Source organism: Nocardiopsis aegyptia (genome assembly GCF_013410755.1).
GTDB classification, from domain to species: domain Bacteria; phylum Actinomycetota; class Actinomycetes; order Streptosporangiales; family Streptosporangiaceae; genus Nocardiopsis; species Nocardiopsis aegyptia.
Window position 1 is genome coordinate 1,527,755 of sequence record NZ_JACCFS010000001.1, and the last position, 14,935, is coordinate 1,542,689.

Below are 14,935 nucleotides of genomic sequence, written 5' to 3' on the forward strand. Positions count from 1 at the left end.
CCTCACTTGGAATCGTCATGGCCGGGTGTCCGGGCCACCCCGGGCACCCGACACCGGTGGGCCCGCACCCGGCGGGCCCACCAGCTCGAACGCTGTACTGGTTCAGTCTGCCCCGTCTTCGGGGTGCCCGGGCCGTGACCGGGTCTCGTTCGGGGTGTCGGCGGAACCGCGCCGCGGGTCGTGCCCGCGCCCGCGCTGCTCGTTCGAGCCGTGCCGGCCGCCCTGGGCCTCGTCGTAGCGGCCGTAGGCGTCCACGATCTTGCCCACCAGCTTGTGCCGGACCACGTCCTCGCTGCTCAGTCGGCAGAACGCGATGTCGTCGATGTCACTCAGGATCTTCTCGATGGTGCGCAGGCCGCTGGACTGTCCACCGGGGAGGTCGACCTGGGTGACGTCGCCGGTCACCACGATCTTGGAGCCGAATCCGAGCCGGGTGAGGAACATCTTCATCTGCTCCGGCGAGGTGTTCTGGGCCTCGTCCAGGATGATGAAGGAGTCGTTCAGGGTGCGGCCCCGCATGTACGCCAGGGGTGCGACCTCGATGGTCCCGGCCGCCATCAGCTTGGGGATGGAGTCGGGGTCGAGCATGTCGTGCAGGGCGTCGTACAGCGGCCGCAGGTACGGGTCGATCTTGTCGTAGAGGGTGCCCGGCAGGAACCCCAGCCGCTCGCCGGCCTCGACGGCGGGGCGGGTGAGGATGATCCGGTTGACCTCTTTGTCCTGGAGCGCCTTGACCGCCTTGGCCATCGCCAGGTACGTCTTGCCGGTACCGGCGGGCCCGATCCCGAAGACCACCGTGTGCCGGTCGATGATGTCGACGTAGCGCTTCTGGTTCACCGTCTTGGGGCGGATCGTCTTGCCCCGGTTGGACAGGATGTTGGTCGTCAGCACGTCGGCCGGCCGGTCCTGACCGGGGGTGGTCAGCATGTGGACCATGCGCTCGATCGTGTCCGGGGTGACGTGGGTGCCGCTCTTGGCGAGCTCGATGAGCTCCTCGACCACGCGGACGACCACCACGGTCTCGTCCGGGGCGCCGGTGATGGTGAACTCGTTGCCGCGAACGTGGATGTCGCTGGCGAAGGCCCGCTCCAACGCCCTCAGGAGTTCGTCCCTGGAGCCCAGCAGGCTGATCATCGTGTGCTCGTCGGGCACCACGACCTTGACCTGGGTGTCCTGTCGCGACTGCGTATGCGTTGTCTCGGCCATGGTGTGGCCTTGCGGCCGCTGTCCCTACCCTTCGGTTCCGGCTTCCGGCCTGGGCGGCCGACGCGCTTGGTGAACGGTCGGGGCGCCGCCGTGGCGCCCCCCGGCCCTCGACCACCGGTATCTCGCTGGTCCCACCGGTCGCTCAGGGCCCATGAACCGAGTCTACCAAGGCGGCCACGACCCCCTCGATCCGATTTTCCCGCGCCCCGGACACCGGTCGGCCCGGGGCGGGACGGCCCGCGCCGGCCCAGCCAGAAGGCGGCCGGCGGGCCTAGCCGGGAGGCCAGTTGAGGCCGCGGCCGCCGAGCAGGTGGGCGTGCAGGTGGAACACCGTCTGCCCGGCCCCGCTGCCGGTGTTGAACACCAGCCGGTACCCGGTCTCGGCCACGCCCTCCGACTCGGCCACCGCACGGGCCTCGCGCACGATCTCGTCGACCAGCCCCGCATCGGCGGCGGCCGCGGAGGCCGCGTCGCGGACGTGCTCGCGCGGAATGACCAGGACGTGCGTCGGCGCCTGGGGGTTGATGTCGCGGAACGCCAGAGTGCGCTCACCCTCGCGGACGATCTCGGCCGGGACCTCCCCCTTCACGATCTTGCAGAAAAGGCAGTCGTCCTGGGCCATCACGCACCTCCGTACGGGGGTCGCGGCCTTCTGCGCGGCCGCGGACTCGGGGCTGTCGACACCCATGATGCCGCAGCCGACCACCGGTTCGCTCTGTCCGCGGCGCCCCGATCCGCCGGAACAGAGGACCCAGGTCCTGCCGACGCGCCTTGCGGGCACGGTACTCTTTCCCCCTGTGCGCCGTGTCGCCGACCATGTCCGACACCGGCCGACCTTGTGCGTGTTCGGATTGAAACGCGTGTCTACCTGGAAAAGAAGAGGTATGCCCTTTCGTAAACCCCGCGACAAGGGTGTGCGTCGAACTGATGTGACGACTGAAACCATCGTGGCTGGAGCCGCCACGGCTCCGCTTTCCGTGGAGTGGGACGCCGACCACGCGGTCACGGAGCTCTACCGGGAGCACTACCGTCCGCTGGTCCGGCTCGCCGCGCTGCTGGTACGCGACCACGCGACCGCGGAAGAGGTCGTCCAGGACGCGTTCGTGGCCATGCACGGCGCGTGGCGCCGCCTCCGCGATCCGAACAAGGCCCTGTCGTACCTGCGCCAGGCCGTTGTCAACAAGGCCCGGTCGGTTCTCCGCCACCGGGCGGTGGTCGAGAAGCACGCGCCCAAGGCGCTGCCCGACGCGCCCAGCGCCGAACACGGCGCCATGAACCTGTTGGAGCGTGAGGCGGTGATCCGAGCCCTGCGCAAACTACCCACCCGTCAGCGAGAGGCGATCGTGCTCCGGTACTACGGCGACCTGTCCGAGGCTCAGATCGCTGACGCCATGGGCATCAGCAAGGGCGCGGTGAAGAGTCACACGTCCCGCGGAATCTCCGCGCTGCGCTCTGTTCTGGAGCAGACGACATGACCAGCCCCACCGATCCCACGAACCCCGAGTTCGAGGAGCAGCTCCGGCGGATCCTCAAGGCCGAGGCCGACACCGTCGCGCCCGGCGCCGAGGCCCTGCAGCTGATCCGCGAGCGGACCGACCGCCACCGCGGCACCTCCTGGTTCGGTCTGCCGTGGCTGCGCCCGGCACTGGCCGTCGCCGGGGCCGGACTGATCGCCGCGTCGGTCCTCATGTCCACTCCGCAGGTGCGCGACCAGGTCCTGGACATCGTCCCCGCGGGCGCCAACCGCGAGGGCACCCCGCCCGAGGACGACATCGACGGCCCCGGCGTCGCGGCTCCGGATCCCACCACGGACTCCGACACCGCCCCCGCCGAGTCTCCGGACGACCCCGCCGAGCAACCGGCGCCCTCTCCCACCGAGGAGGAGTCGGACCCGGCCGAGGAGGGCGTCGGCACCACCGCGACGTGCCCCCCGACCCGCGACGACGCCCCTCCGTCCGCCACGGCGGACGCCGAGGACGGGTCCTCCGGGACGCAGCCGGACGCGGAGGGGGAGCAGGACGAGGAGTGCGACCCCACCGAGGAGCCCAGTCCGGACGACGGGACCGAGGAGCCCGGCACCGACCCGGGCACCGAACCCGGCACCGGCGGTGAGGAGCCGGCTCCCGACGACGGCTCGACCGGCAGCGGGGACGGCGATTCGGCGCCCACGGGCGACGACGGCACCACGTCCACCAAGAGTTCGGAGGAGTGACCGTGGGCGGCCACGCGCCGCCGCCGGATCTCCCACCGACCGCGCACGCCGCACGTACGACGAAGCCCACGGGACGCGGTCCCGTGGGCTTCGTCGTACGTGGAGGGACCGCCGTGCGTGCGGCGGGTCCGCCGTGGGGGTCGGTCCCCTCTACGAGCGGCCGGTCTACCAGCGGCCGGATCGGACCTGCAGGATCGACAGCGCCGCGACCCCCGCGGTGGAGGTGCGCAGCACGCTCGGTCCGAGCAGGGCCGGCTCCGCGCCGGCCCGGGTGAAGGTGTCGAGTTCGGCGTCGGAGAAGCCGCCCTCGGGTCCCACGACCAGGACGACGCCGCCGTCGCCGTGGGGCACCCGGTCGCCGTCGGGGACGGCGACGTCGCTCAGCCGGACCGCCGCGTCCTCGTGCAGCACGACGGCCGGGTCGGCCGCGAACAGCAGCGCGGCCACGTCGTCCCGGCCGGCGAGGTCGGTGACCTCCGGCAGCCGGCCCCGGCGCGCCTGTTTGGCCGCCTCGCGGGCGGTGGCCCGCCACTTGGCCAGCGACTTGGCCGCCCGGTCGCCCTTCCAGCGGGTGACGCAGCGCTCGGCCGCCCACGGGACGATCACGTCCACCCCGGCCTCGGTCATCATCTCCACGGCCAGTTCGCCGCGGTCGCCCTTGGGCAGCGCCTGCACGACGGTCAGCCGGGGCCGGGGCGCCGGCTCGTGCCAGCGCTCACCGACCTCGCACACCACGCTGTCCCTGCCGACCTCGACGACCGTGCAGCGGGCGCGCTCGCCGCGGCCGTCGGAGAGGTCGACGGTCTCACCGGCCCGGATGCGCCGCACCACGGCGGCGTGGCGCCCCTCGGCGCCGGTGAGGACCACCGTGGCGGCGGCCAGGTCGGCGGTGTCGTCGACCAGGAAGACCGGTGGGGTCACTTGGCACCGAAGGCGTCACGGAGCTTGGCGAACAGGCCGCCGTGCCCGGGGCTGAAGCGGCCCGGGTTCTGGTCCTCCCCGCGCAGCTCGGCGAACTTGCGCAGCAGGGCCTCCTGCTCCTCGTCCAGCTTGGCCGGGGTCTCCACGTCCACGCGGATGCGCAGGTCGCCGCGGCCCCCGCCGTCGAGGTGGGTCACACCCTTGTTCGGCAGCGTGATGACGTGGCCGGAGTTGGTCCCCGGGCGCAGGTCGATGTTCTCCGTGCCGTCCAGGGTGTCGAACGCGAACGAGGCGCCCAGCGCGGCCGCGGTCATGGGCACGGTGACCGTGCAGTGCAGGTCGTCGCCGCGCCGCTCGAACGTCGGGTGCGCCTTCTGGACGATCTCCAGGATGATGTCGCCGCGCGGGCCGCCGTTGGGGCCGACCTCGCCCTCGCCGGCGAGCTGGATGCGGGTGCCGTCGTCCACGCCCGCGGGGATCTTCACCGTGCGGGTGACCTTCTCGCGCACCCGGCCCTCGCCGGCGCAGTCGCCGCAGGGGTTGGTGATGACCGTGCCCTGGCCCGAGCACTGCGGGCAGGGGCGGGAGGTCATGACCTGGCCGAGGAAGGACCGGGTGACCTGGGACACCTCGCCCTGGCCGTGGCACATCTCGCAGGTGGTGCGGTGCGAGCCCGCCGCGGTCCCCTCGCCCTGGCACGTCTCGCACAGGATGGCGGTGGGGAACGTGATGTCCTTGCTGACACCGAACGCCGTCTCGACGAGGTCGAGTTCGATGCGGATCTTGATGCTGCGCCCGCGCCGGACCCGCTCGCGCGGGGACCGCCCGCCGGGCTGGCCGCCGCCGAAGAACGCGTTCATGATGTCGTCGAAGGCGAAGCCCTGGGCGCCGCCGAAGCCGCCCGCGCCGCCACCGCCGCCGCCCGGAGCGAACGGGTCGTGCCCCATGTCGAACATCCGACGCTTGTTCTCGTCGGAGAGGACCTCGTAGGCCTGGGTCACTTCCTTGAAGCGCTCCTGCGTGGCGGGGTCCGGGTTGATGTCCGGGTGGAGCTCGCGTGCGAGCCTCCGGTACGCCTTCTTGATCTCGTCCTTGGACGCGTCGCGACGCACCCCGAGAACCTGGTAATAGTCTCTGGCCACTGAGTTACTGTCCTGCCAAAATCTGTCCGACATACCGAGCCACCGCGCGTACCGCTCCCATCGTCCCTGGGTAGTCCATCCGGGTCGGGCCCACCACACCGATCTTGGCCAGCGACTGGTTTCCCACGCCGTAGTCGGCCGACACGATGGAGGCGGTCCGCAGACCCTCGTGGAGGTTCTCCTCGCCGATGCGCACTGTCAGCATCGACGGATCCTTCGCCTCACCCAGCAAACGGATGAGGACCATGTTCTCTTCCAACGCCTCCAGGACCTCGCGCAGACTCGCGGCGAAGTCCACGGCGGCGAGGTTGGCCGTCCCCGCGAGGACGATCTTCTCCTCGTGCCGTTCGACGAGGCTCTCCAGCAGGACCGACAGGACCGCCACGGCGACGCGCCGGTGCTCGGGGTCGACCTGCGCGGGCAGGTCCTCCACCGCGTCGGGCACGTCGGCCAGGTGGCGTCCGGCGATGGCCCGGTTGAGCATTTCCCGCAGATCGCCGACGACCGACGCGTCGACGTCGCCGAGCCCGTCGATGACGCGCTGCTCGACCCGGCCGGTGTTGGTGATCACCACCATCATGATCCGTCGGCCCCCCAGGGGGACCAGCTCCACGTGCTGGACGGAGGAGCGGGTCAGCGACGGGTACTGCACGATCGCGACCTGGCGGGTGAGCTGGGCGAGCAGCCGCACGGTCCGCGCGACGATCTCGTCCAGGTCGACCGCGCCGGTGAGGAAGGACTCGATGGCCCTTCGCTCGGCGACCGAGAGCGGTTTGACCGACGACAGGCGGTCGACGAAGAGCCGGTAGCCCTTGTCCGTGGGGACCCGGCCCGCACTGGTGTGCGGCTGGGTGATGTAGCCGTCCTCTTCGAGGGCCACCATGTCGTTGCGGATGGTCGCCGGGGAGACCCCGAGCGGGTGCCTGTCCGCCAAGGCCCGGGAACCCACCGGCTCGTTGGTGTTGACGAAGTCCTCGACGACGGCACGCAGGACCGCGAGCTTGCGCTCATCCAGCAACTCGCCACCTCCTGGCACTCCATGGTCCTCAGTGCTAATTCTATGCGCGGGCGCAAACCCCGTTGGCTACCAATCGGTAGGAACGCGGCGCCCCCACTAGACTGCACGACCGTGGCTACCAAGGGAACCGGCCGCTACGGCCGCGACGTGCTGGCGGGTGACTGGCGACGGCCCAGGAAGGGCGCCGTGCCGGACGTGCCGCTCAGCCGCGACCTGGTCGTGGAGGACGCCGACGAGACATTCTGCGGCGCCGTGGTGGGCTGGGACAAGGCGACCGTGACCCTGGAGGACCGCCACGGGCGGCGCCGGGTGTTCGACCTCGGTCCGGCCGCGTTCCTCATCGACGGCGCCCCGGCCACCCTCGTGCGCCCGGCCGCGGCACCGCGCGGGCCGCTGCGCAGCGCCTCGGGTTCGGTCGCGGTGCCGGACGCGCGGGCGCGCACGGCCCGGGAGAGCCGGATCTACGTGGAGGGCCTGCACGACGCCGAGCTGGTGGAGCGGGTGTGGGGCCACGACCTGCGTGTGGAGGGCGTGGCCGTGGAGTTCCTGGAGGGCGTGGACGACCTGCCCGCGATCGTGGCGGATTTCTCACCCGGACCGGGACGGCGCCTCGGTGTGCTCGTCGACCACCTGGTCCCCGGCTCCAAGGAGTCGCGCATCGCCGAGCGGGTGCGGAGTGAGCACGTGCTGGTGGCGGGGCACCCCTACGTCGACGTGTGGCAGGCGGTCCGTCCGAGTGCCCTGGGGATCGACCGGTGGCCGGAGGTGCCGCGCGGACGCCCCTGGAAGGAGGGGATCGTCAGCGGCCTGGGGTGGCGGATGGAGACCGGGGAGGCCTGGCGGCGGATCCTGGGTTCGGTGCGCAGCTACGCCGATCTGGAGCCGTCGCTGTTGGGGCGTGTGGAGGAACTGATCGACTTCGTCACCGGACCGCACCCGGACGAGTGAGGCCGACCGCCTGCCGCGCCGCGCGGCCGCGACTTCGCCGTGCGAGGCGTACAGGATCTAGGATTCTGGCAGGCGACGGTTTCGGAGTCCGGCATCCGACTGCCGTGGTCGCCGCCTCTCGGCCCTGCGCGGTCGTCGGTCCTGCCGGGACGTACAGAAGCCGCCCACACCAGCGGAGCCAAGGAAGAGCATGAGCGAGAACCCGACCAACCCCCCTGCCCCGGAGGATCCCGAGGAGGGCCGCCCGCCGCAGCCCGGACAGGGGGATCCCGGGCAGCAGCCGTCGGGTGAACAGTCGCCGTACGCTCCGCAGCCCGACCACGGCCGGCAGCCGACCGGCGGTCAGCCGGGCTACGGACAGCAGCAGCCGCAACAGGCCTCGGGCGAGCAGTCCCCTTACGCCCCGCAGCCGGGCTATCAGCAGGGCTACGGCCAGCCCCAGCAGCCCCACGAGCAGCACGGGTACGGGCAGCCCTCGGGTGAGCAGCCGCCCTACGGGCAGCAGGGGTACGGGCAGCCCTCGACCGGGGGCCAGCCCGCCTACGGGCAGCCCCAGCAGCCCGGCTACGCGCCCCAGCAGCCCTACGAACACCAGGGCTACCCCCAGCAGCCCTCCGGCGAGCAGCCTTCCTACACGCCGCAGCCGGACTACGGGCAACAGGGCTATGGCCAGCCCCAGCAGCCCCAACAGCCCCACGAGCAGCAGGGGTACGGGCAGCCCACGACCGGGGGCCAGCCCGCCTACGGGCAGCCGCAACAGCCCGGCTACGCGCCCCAGCAGCCGCAGGAGCAGCAGGGCTACGGCCAGTCCCAGCAGTCATACGAGCAGGGGTACGGGCAGCCCTCGACCGGGGGCCAGCCCGCCTACGGGCAGCCCCAGCAGCCCTACGAACACCAGGGCTACCCCCAGCAGCCCTCGGGCGAACAATTCCCCTACGCGCCGCAGCCGGGCTACGGTCAGCAGCCCGCGTTCGCGCCACCGCCGCAGCAGCCGACGGGCGGGCAGCCCGCCTACGGCGCTCCGCAGGCGGTACAGTCCCCGTACGGGCAGCAGCCCTACGGTCAACCCCAGCAACAGCCCCAGTACCCGGCTGGACAGGCCGTCCACGGCGGGCCCGGCGGGTATCCGCAGCAGGCCCCCCATGGCGGCGGCAACGACTCCCTCGTGGCGATGCTCGCCCACCTGTCGGGTTTCGTCATCGCGTGCCTCGGTTGGATCCCACCGCTGGCGATCTACTTCGCCAAGCGCCACCAGTCGCCCTTCGTGCGTCACCACGCGTCGGAGGCGGCCAACTTCCAGATCACCCTGCTACTCGGCTACATCTTCGCCTGGGTGATCCTCATCGTGCTGGGCATCACCTTCCCGGCGCTTTCGTGGATCGGCTCCCTGCTGGTCGGCCTGGTCTGGATCGTCGCGATCGTGTTCGGCATCATCGGTGCCAACAGCGCGAACAAGGGCACGTGGTACCGCTACCCGCTGAGCATCCGCCTGCTGAAGTAAGACGGCACCCCGACCACTCTCGTCAGAAGGAACCACATGTCCTACCCGAACACGCCACCACCGGAGGACCCCTACGGCCAGGGCGGGCACCCCGGCCAGCAGCCGGGCGCCGGGGGCTACTCCCCGCCGCCCGGCGGTGGCTACCCCCAGCAGGGCGGCTACCCGCCGCCCCCGGACCAGTCGGGCGGCTACCCCGCGCAGGGCCAGTCCGGCGGCTATCCCCCTCCCCCCGGCCCGGGGTACGGCGAGCAGCAGGGCGGGTACCCGCCGCCCGGACAGCCCGGCTACGGCGGCCAGCCGGGTTACGGCGCTCAGCCCGGTTACGGGGGCCAGCCCGGCTACGGCGGCCAGCCCAGCCCGGACGAGAAACAGATGGCCTTCTTCGCCCACCTGGGCGGCGGCATCCTCGGCTGGCTCGTTCCGCTGATCATCTGGCTGATCAAGAAGGACGAGTCCCCGTTCGTCCGCCAGCAGGCACTCGCCGCGCTGAACTTCCAGCTGGTCCTGCTGATCGCCTACGTGATCTCGGGCGTGCTGATGGTCGTGCTCCTCGGCTACCTGACCTGGCTGGCGGCCTGGATCTTCTCCATCGTCATGGGTCTCCAGGCCGCACAGGCCGCCAACCGTGGCGAGCTGTTCAAGTACCCGATCAGCGTCGACTGGGTGAAGTAGCGGCGGAGGGCCCTCCCCTCTGGACCCGCTCCGATGGGCCCGGCACTGAACTGCTCCCTGGAAGTTGGACTGGAAAATCCAGTTCCATCGACCAGGGAGCAGTCCCATGAGAGCGAACAGCACGCTCACCCCCTGCCAACGCGAGGCCGCGATAGCGTGGTTCGCACAGGGCATGGCCGATAGATCGGTAGCGACCACGCTGGGAGTACCCCGGGGGCCGATCCGGCGCCTGCACGAACGGTGGCGGATCCACGGCCCGGGAGCGCTGGTGGCCAAACAGGCGAAGAAGTCCTACTCCTTCGCGCTCAAGGTCGAGGCGGTGCGCCGCTTCCTGGCCGGCGAGCCCAGGACCGAGCCGGCCAGCGAACTCGGGCTGTCCTCACCCAAACAGCTGGAAACCTGGGCGCGCGTCTACCGCGACCAGGGCGAGGACGCCTTGCGTCCCAAGCAGCGGGGACGCCCGCCCAACACTGCGGTACCGGCTGAGGAAACCGAGCTGGAGCGGCTGCGCCGCGAGAACGAGTTCCTGTGCGCCCAGAACGCCTACCTGGGAAAACTGCGGACCTTGAGGGAAGACGGGCACGGGTGAGAGCCCGTGCCGTGGCCGCTCTCAAGGCTAAACACCGCCTGGATGTGTTGTTGCGGGTCGCTGGTCTGGCCCGCTCGACGTTCTTCTACCACCAGGCCCGGATTCCGACCAGGGGTTTCAGTACCAGCACCTGTCCTGGCGGCGCTTGCTGGCGGAGGCTGGGTGTGCTCAGTCGATGTCGCGCAAGGGCAACTGCCTGGACAACGCGGTGATCGAGAGCTTCTTCGGTCATGTGAAGCAGGAGTTCTTCGCTCACACCGCGTTCGACAGCGTCGAGGAGTTCACCGCGGGGCTGGAGGCGTATATCGCCTGGTTCAACAACGAACGGGTGCATACCTACCTTGAGGGCCTGAGCCCGGTGCAGTACCGGGCTCAGGCCCTGGCGGCCTCACCTTCCATTAGCCGGTCCAACTATCGGGGACCAGTTCACACCCGCCGGGCCCCATCGTCGTTCCCGTGCCTCCGCCGGTTCGGCCTCAGGTGAGGTCGCGGACCACCGCGTCGGCCAGCAGACGGCCGCGACGGGTCAGGACGGCCCGGCCGGCGGCGTGCGCCTCCGCGTCCAGCAGGCCGTCGGCGACCGCGCGCACCGCCGCCGCGCGACCGTGCGGCTCCAGCAGCTCCAACGGGCAGCCCTCCTCGATCCGCAGCTCCAACAGGACCCGCTCGAAGCGCCGCTCCTCGTCGGTCAGGACCTCGCGTGCCTGCCCCGGGCTGTCCCCCGCGGCCAGTCGGGCGGCGTAGGCGGCGGGGTGCTTGACGTTCCACCACCGTGTGCCGCCGACGTGTCCGTGGGCACCGGGTCCCACACCCCACCAGTGGCCGCCGGTCCAGTACAGGAGGTTGTGGGCGCTGCGCCCCTCGGGCGTGCGGGCCCAGTTGGACACCTCGTAGGGGGTGAAGCCGGCCGCCGCCAGGGCCTCGTCGGCCATGACGTAGCGGTCGGCCATCGCGTCGTCGTCGGGTTCGGTGAGTTCGCCGCGCCGGACCCGGTTCGCCAGCCGGGTGCCCTCCTCGACGATGAGCGAGTAGGCGGAGACGTGGTCGGGGCCGGCGGAGACGGCGGCGGCCAGGGACGCCGCCCAGTCGTCGTCGCTCTCGCCCGGTGTCCCGTAGATGAGGTCGAGGTTGACGTGCTCGAACCCCGCCTGCCGCGCCCACTCCACGCACTGCTCGGGACGTCCGGGGGTGTGCCCCCGCTCCAGGATCCGCAGCACGTGTGGGCGGGCGCTCTGCATGCCGAACGAGACACGGGTGAACCCGGCCTCGCGCAGCCTGGCGAGGTAGCCGGGGTCGACGGTCTCGGGGTTGGCCTCGGTGGTCACCTCGGCGTCGGGGGTCAGGCCGAACCGCTCGCGCACGGCCGCGACCAGGCGCCCCAGGTCCTCGGCGGGCAGCAGGGTGGGCGTGCCCCCGCCGACGAACACGGTGCTGACCGGGGGCCGGTCGCCGGACAGCACCCGGTCGGCCAGCTCGATCTCGGCGATCGCCTGGTCGGCGTAGGTCTCCCGCGAGGCGGTGGCCGTGCCGTCCCGCGAGACGAGTTCGTCGGCCGTGTAGGTGTTGAAGTCGCAGTACCCGCAGCGGGTGACGCAGAAGGGCACGTGGACGTAGAACCCGAGGGGCCGTGCGGCCAGCTCCGCGAGGGAGTGCTCGGGCAGGTCCCCGGTGCGCGGTACGGGATCGCCGTCGAGGGCAACGGAAGGCATGCCTCCAGTGTCGCCGACGCGGCGGCGTGCCCTGGTCGGAGACGGAGGTGGCGCGGCCCGGGTCAGGCCGCGGGAGGAGGGTGGGGCGGGGAGTCGAGGGGGGCGGGGGAACGAGGGCCGGCAGCGGGGCGAGGGGGCAGGAGCGAGAGGGGCGAGAGGGGAACAGGGGCGGGGTGTCAGACGCGCTGACCGGCGATCGGGTCGCCGCTCGGGCGTGCCGTGCCGTCCTGGGCGGCGGCCGGGCGCGCGGAGCCGTCCCGGGCGGCGTGCCGGGTACCGGGGAGAGGGGCCGGGACCGCGTACCCGTTGGGGGCGGCGGCCGTGGAGGCCCGTACGACCAGCTCGGGGTCGAACACGTACTCGGTGTGCGAGACCGCGTGCCCGGCGATCTCGTCGCACAGGGCCCGGACGGCGGCCAGGGCCATCGCCTGGATCGGCTGGCGCACGGTCGTCAGCGGAGGGTCGGTGAACGCGATGAGCTGGGAGTCGTCGTAGCCGACCACGGAGAAGTCCTCCGGCACGCGCAGGCCGCGCTGGCGGGCGGCCCGGATGGCGCCGAGCGCCATCATGTCGGATCCGCAGACCATGGCGGTGACGCCGCGCTCGATGAGGCGCGTGGCCGCGGCGTGCCCGCCCTCCACACCGAACAGGGACAGCTCCACCAGGTCGCGACCGTCCAGTCCGTGCGCCTCCAGGGCGGCGTGGTACCCGTCCAGCTTGCGCCGGACCGGAACGTAGCGGTCGGGGCCGCTCGTGAAACCGATGCGGGTGTGGCCGAGGGCGACCAGGTGGTTGACCGCCAGCCGGCCGGCCTCGCGGTCGTCACAGGAGATGAACGCGGCGGGGATCGCCTCGGTGAACCCGTTGACCAGCACGATGGGCAGGCGCCGCGAGACCAGCGTGTTGTACCGCTCGTAGGAGGCGGAGGTGTCGGCGTGGCGGCCGGACACGAAGAGGATGCCGGAGACGTTGCGCTCCAGGAGCAGCTCCACGTACTCGTCCTCGGTTATCCCGCCGGGGGTCTGTGTGCACAGCACCGGCGTGTAGCCGCGCTGGGCCAACGCCCCCTCCGCCGCCTGGGCGAACATCGGGAAGACCGGGTTCTCCAGTTCGGGGATGACCATGCCGACCAGCCCGGCGGAGCGCTGCCGGAGCCGGGCGGGACGTTCGTAGCCGAGGACGTCCAGCGCGGTCAGCACGGCCTTGCGCGTGTCGCTGCCGACGCCGGGTTTGTCGTTGAGCACCCGCGAGACCGTCGCCTCGCTGACGCCTGCGTGCCGCGCGATGTCGGCAAGTCGTGGACCCATGCGGGTGATTCTAGTCGAGATGGTCGTCACATGGACGTAAGTTGGCGGTAATCTTGCGCAAGAACTTGCAGACGCTCTAGGGAAGGACCCCCGCACATGGCGCTTAAGTCGCAGTGGTGGCGCGACGCGGCCATCTACCAGATCTACGTCCGCAGTTTCGCCGACTCCAACGGGGACGGCGAGGGCGACCTCGCCGGCATCCGCGAGCGCCTGCCGCACCTGGCCGAACTCGGCGTGGACGCGGTCTGGCTGACGCCGTTCTACGTCTCCCCGCTCGCCGACGGCGGCTACGACGTCGCCGACTACCGGGACGTCGACCCGCGCTTCGGCACCCTGGCGGACTTCGACGCGCTCCTGGCGACCGCGCACGAGCTGGGCCTGCGCGTGATCATCGACGTGGTGCCCAACCACTCCTCGTCGGCGCACCGCTGGTTCCGCGAGGCCGTGGCGGCCGAGCCGGGCAGCCCGGCGCGCTCGCGCTACATCTTCCGCGACGGTAAGGGCCCCGACGGCGAGCAGCCGCCGAACAACTGGAACTCGATCTTCGGCGGACCGGCCTGGACCCGGCTCAAGCGCCCGGACGGCACGCCCGAGCAGTGGTACCTGCACCTGTTCGACGCCGAGCAGCCGGACTTCGACTGGACCAGCCAGGAGGTCCACGACGAGTTCGACGACGTCCTGCGCTTCTGGCTGGACCGCGGCGTGGACGGGTTCCGCATCGACGTCGCGCACGGCATGGTCAAGGACCCGGCACTGCCCGACATCGCCGAGGGCGCCAAGGCCGACCTCCTGGACGGCAGCACGTCCCTGCCCTACTTCGACCAGGACGGCGTGCACGACATCTACCGCCGCTGGGCGGCCATCGCCGCGAGCTACCCGGGCGACCGCACCATGGTCGCCGAGGCGTGGGTCGAGGACGCCGAGCGGGTGGCCCGCTACCTGCGGCCGGACGAGCTGCACCAGGCCTTCAACTTCGAGTACCTGACCTCGCCCTGGGACGCGGGCCACCTGCGTGCGGTCATCGACTCGTCCCTCACCGCCAACGGCGCGGTCGGGGCGACCACGAGCTGGGTCCTGTCCAACCACGACGTCACCCGCCACGTGACGCGCTTCGGCGGTGGCGAGCAGGGCCTGCGGCGCGCGCGTGCGGCCACGATGCTGATGCTGGCCCTGCCGGGCGCCGTGTACATGTACCAGGGCGAGGAGCTGGGCCTGCCGGAGGTCACCGACCTGCCCGACGACGCCCTCCAGGACCCGACGTGGGAGCGGTCCGGCCGCACCGACCGCGGCCGCGACGGCTGCCGGGTGCCCCTTCCCTGGGAGGACGGGGCGGCGCCCTACGGGTTCGGACCCGAGGGAACCGCGCCCTGGCTGCCGCAGCCGGAGGGCTGGGGTCGGCTGTCCCGCGCCTCCCAGCGCGGCGTGGAGGGCTCGACCCTGGAGCTGTACACCAGTGCGCTGCGCCTGCGCCGTGAGCTCGACGCGCTCGGCGACGGGGCGATGACCTGGCTGGACGCACCCGAGGGCGTGCTGTACTTCGAGCGCGAGCCCGGCGTGCGCTGCGCGGTGAACCTCACCGGCGAGCCCGCCGACGTCACGGTCGGGGAAGGGGACTCCGAGGTGCTGCTGTCCAGCGGCCCCGTGGCCGCTCCCTCCGACGGCACCCTGGCCCTGCCCGCCGAGACGGCGGTGTGGCTGCGCGTCTGACGC

Annotated in this window: 14 protein-coding genes and 1 pseudogene; 8 read left to right on the plus strand and 7 right to left on the minus strand. The window is 71.8% G+C overall.

What is annotated here, in order from left to right; all coding sequences use genetic code 11:
- Positions 1-102 precede the first annotated feature (102 nt).
- Together HNR10_RS06980 and HNR10_RS06985 are read right to left on the minus strand one after the other, a co-directional pair.
- Positions 103-1,206, minus strand: coding sequence for a PhoH family protein (locus HNR10_RS06980; RefSeq protein ID WP_179821775.1), 1,104 nt, complete (start codon positions 1,204-1,206; stop codon positions 103-105).
- Between the two features lie 271 nt (positions 1,207-1,477).
- Positions 1,478-1,828 (minus strand): histidine triad nucleotide-binding protein, encoded by a 351-nt coding sequence (locus HNR10_RS06985; RefSeq protein ID WP_179829583.1) that lies wholly within the window; start codon positions 1,826-1,828, stop codon positions 1,478-1,480.
- A 322-nt stretch (positions 1,829-2,150) separates the two neighbouring features.
- Between HNR10_RS06985 and HNR10_RS06990 the strand changes: the two genes are divergently transcribed.
- The gene (locus tag HNR10_RS06990; RefSeq protein WP_121188602.1) at positions 2,151-2,681 is read left to right on the plus strand and encodes a SigE family RNA polymerase sigma factor; all 531 of its coding nucleotides are present in this window, start codon (positions 2,151-2,153) and stop codon (positions 2,679-2,681) included.
- Entirely contained in the window at positions 2,678-3,418 is a 741-nt protein-coding gene (locus HNR10_RS06995; RefSeq protein ID WP_179821777.1) for an ICP22 family protein, read from the plus strand. Before HNR10_RS06990 ends, HNR10_RS06995 begins: the two co-directional genes overlap by 4 nt.
- Positions 3,419-3,583: 165 nt before the next feature.
- Here the strand turns inward: HNR10_RS06995 and HNR10_RS07000 are convergent, their stop codons facing one another.
- From HNR10_RS07000 to hrcA, 3 genes are read right to left on the minus strand one after another with little or no spacing between them, the layout of a single operon-like run.
- Positions 3,584-4,339: a 16S rRNA (uracil(1498)-N(3))-methyltransferase gene (locus HNR10_RS07000; protein ID WP_179821779.1), complete on the minus strand. Its 756-nt coding sequence runs from the start codon at positions 4,337-4,339 to the stop codon at positions 3,584-3,586.
- The gene (dnaJ, locus tag HNR10_RS07005) at positions 4,336-5,481 is read right to left on the minus strand and encodes a molecular chaperone DnaJ (RefSeq protein WP_179821781.1); all 1,146 of its coding nucleotides are present in this window, start codon (positions 5,479-5,481) and stop codon (positions 4,336-4,338) included. Before dnaJ ends, HNR10_RS07000 begins: the two co-directional genes overlap by 4 nt.
- A gap of 4 nt (positions 5,482-5,485) precedes the next feature.
- A complete protein-coding gene (hrcA, locus tag HNR10_RS07010; protein ID WP_179821782.1) occupies positions 5,486-6,499 on the minus strand; it encodes a heat-inducible transcriptional repressor HrcA in 1,014 nt (337 codons plus the stop codon).
- Positions 6,500-6,610: 111 nt separating this feature from the next.
- Between hrcA and HNR10_RS07015 the strand changes: the two genes are divergently transcribed.
- The 5 genes and pseudogenes from HNR10_RS07015 to HNR10_RS30740 all read left to right on the plus strand — a co-directional run.
- Entirely contained in the window at positions 6,611-7,447 is an 837-nt protein-coding gene (locus HNR10_RS07015; protein WP_179821784.1) for a DUF3097 domain-containing protein, read from the plus strand.
- 190 nt (positions 7,448-7,637) lie between these two features.
- On the plus strand, positions 7,638-8,948 hold the full coding sequence (locus HNR10_RS31700; RefSeq protein ID WP_281390106.1) for a DUF4870 domain-containing protein: 1,311 nt from the start codon (positions 7,638-7,640) through the stop codon (positions 8,946-8,948).
- 36 nt (positions 8,949-8,984) lie between these two features.
- A complete protein-coding gene (locus tag HNR10_RS07025; protein ID WP_179821785.1) occupies positions 8,985-9,620 on the plus strand; it encodes a DUF4870 domain-containing protein in 636 nt (211 codons plus the stop codon).
- Between the two features lie 106 nt (positions 9,621-9,726).
- Positions 9,727-10,209, plus strand: a complete 483-nt coding sequence (locus HNR10_RS30735; RefSeq protein ID WP_218897641.1) for a helix-turn-helix domain-containing protein — start codon at positions 9,727-9,729, stop codon at positions 10,207-10,209.
- Positions 10,210-10,312: 103 nt separating this feature from the next.
- Positions 10,313-10,588, plus strand: a pseudogene (locus HNR10_RS30740) (transposase); the annotation flags it as partial.
- A gap of 97 nt (positions 10,589-10,685) precedes the next feature.
- On the opposite strand, the gene hemW reads toward HNR10_RS30740, so the two are convergent.
- Both hemW and HNR10_RS07040 read right to left on the minus strand, forming a co-directional pair.
- Positions 10,686-11,918, minus strand: coding sequence for a radical SAM family heme chaperone HemW (gene hemW / locus HNR10_RS07035; RefSeq protein WP_179821787.1), 1,233 nt, complete (start codon positions 11,916-11,918; stop codon positions 10,686-10,688).
- 176 nt (positions 11,919-12,094) lie between these two features.
- Entirely contained in the window at positions 12,095-13,225 is a 1,131-nt protein-coding gene (locus HNR10_RS07040) for a LacI family DNA-binding transcriptional regulator (RefSeq protein WP_179821789.1), read from the minus strand.
- Positions 13,226-13,321: 96 nt separating this feature from the next.
- On the opposite strand from HNR10_RS07040, the gene HNR10_RS07045 reads away from it, so the two are divergent.
- Complete coding sequence (locus HNR10_RS07045; protein WP_179821790.1) at positions 13,322-14,932, plus strand: glycoside hydrolase family 13 protein; 1,611 nt, start codon at positions 13,322-13,324, stop codon at positions 14,930-14,932.
- The last annotated feature ends 3 nt before the right edge of the window (positions 14,933-14,935 follow it).

Coding starts and splice junctions, on each gene's coding strand:
- HNR10_RS30735 (WP_218897641.1), top strand. CDS start 9,727: ATGAGAGCGAACAGCACGCTCACCCCCTGCCAACGCGAGGCCGCGATA.
- HNR10_RS06995 (WP_179821777.1), top strand. CDS start 2,678: ATGACCAGCCCCACCGATCCCACGAACCCCGAGTTCGAGGAGCAGCTC.
- HNR10_RS07040 (WP_179821789.1), bottom strand. CDS start 13,225: ATGGGTCCACGACTTGCCGACATCGCGCGGCACGCAGGCGTCAGCGAG.
- HNR10_RS06985 (WP_179829583.1), bottom strand. CDS start 1,828: ATGGCCCAGGACGACTGCCTTTTCTGCAAGATCGTGAAGGGGGAGGTC.
- HNR10_RS06980 (WP_179821775.1), bottom strand. CDS start 1,206: ATGGCCGAGACAACGCATACGCAGTCGCGACAGGACACCCAGGTCAAG.
- HNR10_RS31700 (WP_281390106.1), top strand. CDS start 7,638: ATGAGCGAGAACCCGACCAACCCCCCTGCCCCGGAGGATCCCGAGGAG.
- hemW (WP_179821787.1), bottom strand. CDS start 11,918: ATGCCTTCCGTTGCCCTCGACGGCGATCCCGTACCGCGCACCGGGGAC.
- HNR10_RS07025 (WP_179821785.1), top strand. CDS start 8,985: ATGTCCTACCCGAACACGCCACCACCGGAGGACCCCTACGGCCAGGGC.
- HNR10_RS07045 (WP_179821790.1), top strand. CDS start 13,322: ATGGCGCTTAAGTCGCAGTGGTGGCGCGACGCGGCCATCTACCAGATC.